Here is a 6,000-nt window from a genome sequence, read left to right on the forward strand (position 1 = left end):
TAATATTATCCCCACAATAAAATCATATATTCTTCACCATATCAAAACACAAATGCCCATAATGAGTCATGTCATTACGGGCATATATTCATGTTCTGATAATCAGCATACACTATTAATCTTTTGATATGGATTTTATGATCAAAAATTCAGAATACCCTCTATCCATTTATTAAAGTGAGGGCATTTCTCCCTTAATACCTCAATACCAACTTTTGCAGTTATGAATTTGCCTGTTTTGGGCTTGTTATAATGAAAAAAAGGTTTCGCTTTTTCTCCTTCTATAGCTTTTATTATACGCTTGCTTGGAGCTGTGTTAGGGTTATCGTTAATCAGTTCCGGATTTCCTGTAGCTTTCAAGGCATCGTTCAGCATCTTTATTCTTTTCTCACATCCTGCATATAGCAAAGGCAGATAATCCAAGCCACAAAAAACCAGAGCCTCAAACTCGTGAAGCTGTATATATGGAATAAACCTAGCCTCCTCCTCATAACGCGCAAAAGCCTCCTCCAGGGATTCAACCTTTTTATATTTATCAGTTATATTCCTACTCTTGTCATATTCCGGGAAACTGGCAGGTAACTGATAATAATCGAACATAGTAGTGAATATGTGCCTTTCATACTCATTGTCAATATACGATTTCTTTATTATATCCAGATGGTTATGTACCTGGCTGAAAGAATACATACCTCCGGCAGTTCCTTTTTTTGTGTTTGTGCCTATAAGGATACTTTTCACAGAAGCTATTCCCTTATCCAGCAGATACGGCTTTAAAACCTCTTCCACGAAGCCCTGCTCAGTCTGTCCCTCACATAATACGTGAACTATTTTATTTTTCATACCGGTCTGCCTCCTATAACATTTTTATCCCACAGTTCACTTACAGTAAAATGTTCAAGCCACAAAGCGTAATCCTTTTTATTGAGTTTCCTTACAGTAGTATATTCGTTTTCCCCATCCATTTCCACCACCGACACACTTTCAATATCAAAATTATCCACCAGGTCTTTACATTGCGAAGCCACAATAATCTGTGCATGTATGGCCGCGTCCTTTATCATTTCAGCAAGTTGCGAAACGGCATAAGGGTGCAGTCCCAGTTCCGGTTCATCAATTATAATCACCCTTGGCATTGTTTTTTCCGGCTGTAGCAGTAGTGTGGCAAGAGCGATAAACCTTATCGAGCCGTCGGAAAGCTGATGAGCATTGAATATATAGTCCGAGCCCGATTTGTCCATCCATCTCAATGAAATATTGCCGCCTACAGGTTCCAGATAGAAATCCCTGAACTGAGGAACAACATCACTCACATAGTCCACTATTCTTTGATAAGAGTCATTGAAAAAGTTCTTCAGGAAAAAAAGAAAAGAGGGTAGGTTATTTCCCTGCGATTGCAGATAATTTGCTGTTTCCACCGGACAGGCCATTCTTAAAGGTCCATTGTCCGAAGAATCGTGAAATTGGTACACCTTGCAGAAAGACAACATTTTGTAAATGGACTGTGCCACCCTGTCCTTATTTCCTACCAAAGCCGATTCCTTGAAGTCAGGTTGTAAAACCACCTGATACGGTTTTTCTTCACCCACTCTGTGCCAGAACACATTCTCTTCCGTAATGATAAGCCTGTCAGGAGCCGCCTTGCTAAGAGTAAACTGGTAAGTATCTATAGATTTGCTGTCAGCGAAAACCAGTTCTGCCGATATAGCCGGTGTCCTTTTAGCTCCATAATGCAATAAAGAATTGGCTGTACCAGCCATTTCCACATACATTTCGAACGAACGGCTCATCATATAACTAATCATCTTGAAGAAACCTATGATATTGCTTTTCCCAGCTCCGTTAGCCCCAAGCAAAATATTCACATCCCCCAATTTCAAGGATACAGGATTGTTATAGGATATTGATTTATATCCCTTTATCATAACCTCCTGAAGCTTTATAGAGTAATTATGTCTTCTTATCATGTTAAAATCCGAATATAAAAAATTGTTATAATCATTCAAGTGAAACAAAAATAACACAAAAACTGTTATTCGGCAAAAGTTCCGGGTATTTTCATTCCTATTTCGTCATTCCTTCTGATTATCTCCTTTATCTTCCTTTGTTCAAGATTCTCCAGAAGAAATGCCATGTCCGGAACACAGGTTCACACATCATTTCCCCATTACATTGTTTCAAAGTCATAAACAATATTTTCCTTTTTTCTGTCCATCAGTTCCTTGATACCGAGGTAATAGTTAGACGATTCCACAACATTGTCATCACATATAATCCTGCACCCGTATTCTTTCTCCTTATCTTCCTTATAAGGAGCCGAAATAAATATGCATTTATATATAGAGTAGAACCATCCTTCCAGAAAGTCATAATCCAATAAATCATACTTCACCATCAGTCCTATCTGGTCAAGGCACGTAAGAGTGTAATGCACAGCCTCCCGTTCCTGTTCGCTCCATTTGCCATAATCCTTTAAAGTCTTCGTCTTGTCATCAAAAAGTCCGAACACCAGTCTTCTCATCTCCCTTGCCTTTTCATCCTGCAGCAAGTCAATCATCATTTTAAACGAAGACAATTTGTTAGTCTGTGCAGCTATTTTATTTGTATACACCGACTCCTTTATCTGTTTCAGTGCCAGGTATCCACCCCATATCACCAGCACCGACGATACAAGTGCTATAATCACCTCCATGAACGAAAGCCTGTTCACTATATTCCATTCACTCTCTTTCTGGCCTATATAGAAATAATACAGAAATACCGTCAAAGCCGATCCGGCGAACAAAGAAAACGACAATACCGGAAACCTCTTCCTTTTTCCGAACCAGTAAACTATCACAGAGTTTATACTAAGTATAATGGCATAGAAAAGAAACAAGTCCGGAAAGAAACTGTAAAACGAATATTCGGAAAAAGGTATAATATTCTCTGCTATATATAGCCCGACAGCTATTACTGCCCATATTGCTATATAAAAAATTGAGAAAGAATAGCTGTCCGAAGCAGTAACCCTCAGCCTGCTGATATAATATTTTATCTGTTTCATAAGTTTCTGTTTGATATTCTCCAGAAGAAATGCCACACCTTGAATGCCGGTCCCCATATCACCTCTTCCGGATACTCCTTTATCAGTTTGAAGTTCCTTGCATTCCTCGTCAGGAAGCTCATGGCAGAATCCTTCTTTATAGAGCGGTCTATGGACAAATCATACTTCCCAAAGTTACCACCGTCCAGAATAGACTGCAGCAAAATCCTTCCCCGCCTCTCGTCCGGAGCTGTCAGCAGACAAGAGCCCTCCAGTCCGAACACCACTTTCATCACATACATCACAGCCCCTGCAAACCTCGTCATGTTCAGTACCTTCAGATGCCCCATAGCTACAGCTTTATCCTCTGCGGTAGAACCCTTCGACAGAAACACCGCATAGTCCGCCATCTGCCTCAGTCCTATGCCCTCACTGAACACATGCCTGTACAGATGCACCATCAGATACACCCTGTTCATCTCGTCCGACGGCACCTTCACCCGTCCCGCACCTTCAGGCAGCTCTATACATTTCGCATCCTTAATCCATTTCCTGAACATCCTCTGCAACGCCCTGTTCCTGTTGTACGCATACATCCACGATGGAGTAGTGTGCACCTCCAGCTCAATCCCGTCCGATAGTTTCACGTCAATATGATGATAAGTAAACTCTTCACCCTTCAGCTCCTTATTGCATATAGCCATCAGAGCCTTTCTCTCCCCATCTACCCAAAGATCTATATCCCCCGGATTCCTGTGCAGCGGGTTAGGGTAGAGCGCCGCCAGTCCCTGACCTTTCAGCAGAACCGCCTCCATACCCTTGTTGTTGAAGAACGAAGACATCTCAACCGCCTTAATGTTTATCAAACGGTTGTATCGCTCCATGTTCACAGCTATTTTCACCAGGTTCATAGCGACAGCTTTAGGCGGTCTGGACACACCTTCCGGCAATCTGTCTATGGCATCCATCACCACCCCCAGCATCGTCTGTTTGTGTGCTATATTCAGTATTGCGCTCCATTCTTTGTCCGTTATCTCTTTAAACGGGAAAGACTGGGATATGCCCAGTCCTAGTCTTATTAATGAGAAAAAGATATCAATAGTTTTATTTATCATTTTTCAAAAGGATTCTTATAAATACCAAGTATTTGTTTTCCTAAGTACCAGAAAAACTTTATATCATCTACAAAATAACGTTTAAACATTCTCTTAGGCTCTTTCAGAAATCTGTAGAACCATTCCATAGCTATTTTCTGTACCCACACAGGCGCACGCTTTATATTACCTGCCTCAAAATCAATCGTAGCACCAAGAGCCATCCATATATCAACATTTGGCATTTTATCTTTATGTGCATCTATCCATTTCTCTTGTTTAGGACATCCCACACCTACAAGAACTACATTTGCACCACTATCATTTATCATCCTGTAGATATTCTCGTTCTCATCCTGCTTTTTCTCGAATCCGTACGAAGGAGAGTATGCACCAACCACTATTTCACGGCCAACTTTACTGTTTATGTTTTCCATTGCCTTTATTGCTACTCCATCCATAGCTCCTAACAAAAATATCTTGCAATTCTCATCATCTTTATGGTGCATATAGAAATGAGGGAAAAAACCACTACCGGGAATTGCTTCTTTTATCGGATTGCCTAATAGTTTGGAACAAATGACTAAAATTCTGCTATCGCAAATCACCCATTCAGCTTTATTTACTATATTATAGAAATCTCTATCCTTTTGAAGTTTAACAAGCTGATCAACATTAGGAGTAATAAGCACTCCATTTTTCATCCTTTCAAGCAATTCTTGTTCAGTGATATAATCGATATCTATATTTAATATTTTAATTTTATTCATTAAGTAACTATTCAAAATTAATTTTATACATATGAGTAATTCACAAATAAGTTCGTACCTACAGATGCCAGTGCCCTGTTTGTACAATAGAAAAGCGAGTCCTTAGTATTGTAATCAGCAGTTCTTATCCATTTGCCTTTCAATATGCGCCACAGGATTTCAGCAGGATTAAGTTCTGGAGAGTATGGTGGAAGATAAAAAAGAAATAATCCTCTATCCTCCCATATTTTTCTGAGTTCTTTTATCTTTCTGTTCCTGTGTACAGAAGCATTGTCAAGGACAACCACCGTTTTCTTCTTTACCTCAAAAGAGAAAATGTCAAGAAAATCCACAAGTTTGTCTGCATTGATGGATTCTTGTGTTGTAAAACCTTTATATTGATTTCTTCGGGTAATCATGCCAAAGATATTAAGTCTTGCTGTTTTCTCTGATGGAATATAGACATTCTCATCTTTGAACTGCCATCCGTAAGGTACATAACCATCTGTACATACATGACTTTCATCAGCATAATAAAGTTCTATTTTACCTTTGGAGTCAAGGCTTTCAAGTTCTTGCAACTTCTCTTTCTTGTATGTGTAGAGTTGCGGTGAGGGGATACCCCTTGGGCGTTTTCTTATTCGCTTATATCTTGCACCAATGCTCCTAAAAAACGTTTGAAGGTAATGTCGCTGGCTTTTTTGCCGGAAGCTTTTTCCCAGGCTTCGCGTGCTTTTGATACACTCTGACGGTCCTCCTCTATAGCCTTACGGACTGATTCCTCATCGGAACAATCCATTATAGATTTACGACCTTGACCGGGACGTGTTTCCAAGCCTTTGATTCCATTTTCTTTATAACGTTTTATCCATGCGTATACTGTTGGTATTGTCACATCAAATATTTCAGCTATTTCTGAGGCCGATTTGCCTGATGACTTCAACAATATGGATTTGCATCTGATACGATAGTTATGAGTAGGGCCATTATGATACCCTTTCTCAAGTTTGAGGCGATCAGCCTCACTCAATTCAAGCACTTTTATATGTTTCATGATTCAATTTCTAAAATATCATGAGACAATATTAATAATTTATGCTGAATATAAAAATATTTTAGATCACTTACTTAT

7 protein-coding genes are annotated in these 6,000 nt (G+C 39.5%); all 7 read right to left on the reverse strand.

The features are described from left to right. Positions 1 to 141: 141 nt before the first annotated feature. The 7 genes from I6E11_RS07900 to I6E11_RS07930 all read right to left on the reverse strand — a co-directional run bounded on the left by I6E11_RS07900 (position 142) and on the right by I6E11_RS07930 (position 5,922). Positions 142 to 843 carry a DUF4276 family protein gene (locus I6E11_RS07900; RefSeq protein ID WP_235337506.1) on the reverse strand — a complete coding sequence of 234 codons (702 nt, stop codon included), beginning with the start codon at positions 841 to 843 and terminating at the stop codon, positions 142 to 144. Continuing rightward, positions 840 to 1,967, reverse strand: a complete 1,128-nt coding sequence (locus tag I6E11_RS07905) for an AAA family ATPase (RefSeq protein WP_235337508.1) — start codon at positions 1,965 to 1,967, stop codon at positions 840 to 842. Before I6E11_RS07905 ends, I6E11_RS07900 begins: the two co-directional genes overlap by 4 nt. A gap of 200 nt (positions 1,968 to 2,167) precedes the next feature. After that, positions 2,168 to 3,103 carry a hypothetical protein gene (locus I6E11_RS07910; protein WP_235337510.1) on the reverse strand — a complete coding sequence of 312 codons (936 nt, stop codon included), beginning with the start codon at positions 3,101 to 3,103 and terminating at the stop codon, positions 2,168 to 2,170. Beyond that, complete coding sequence (locus tag I6E11_RS07915) at positions 3,043 to 4,140, reverse strand: nucleotidyltransferase domain-containing protein (protein WP_235337511.1); 1,098 nt, start codon at positions 4,138 to 4,140, stop codon at positions 3,043 to 3,045. Before I6E11_RS07915 ends, I6E11_RS07910 begins: the two co-directional genes overlap by 61 nt. Beyond that, a complete protein-coding gene (locus I6E11_RS07920; protein ID WP_235337512.1) occupies positions 4,137 to 4,889 on the reverse strand; it encodes a WecB/TagA/CpsF family glycosyltransferase in 753 nt (250 codons plus the stop codon). The genes I6E11_RS07915 and I6E11_RS07920 overlap by 4 nt, the downstream gene beginning before the upstream one ends. A gap of 23 nt (positions 4,890 to 4,912) precedes the next feature. Next, positions 4,913 to 5,608, reverse strand: coding sequence for an IS630 family transposase (locus I6E11_RS07925; RefSeq protein ID WP_317221512.1), 696 nt, complete (start codon positions 5,606 to 5,608; stop codon positions 4,913 to 4,915). Then, positions 5,506 to 5,922: a helix-turn-helix domain-containing protein gene (locus I6E11_RS07930; RefSeq protein WP_235337513.1), complete on the reverse strand. Its 417-nt coding sequence runs from the start codon at positions 5,920 to 5,922 to the stop codon at positions 5,506 to 5,508. The genes I6E11_RS07925 and I6E11_RS07930 overlap by 103 nt, the downstream gene beginning before the upstream one ends. Between the last annotated feature and the right edge of the window lie 78 nt (positions 5,923 to 6,000).

Origin of the sequence: Bacteroides caecigallinarum (assembly GCF_021531075.1) — a bacterium.
Lineage (GTDB): Bacteria > Bacteroidota > Bacteroidia > Bacteroidales > Bacteroidaceae > Phocaeicola > Phocaeicola caecigallinarum_B.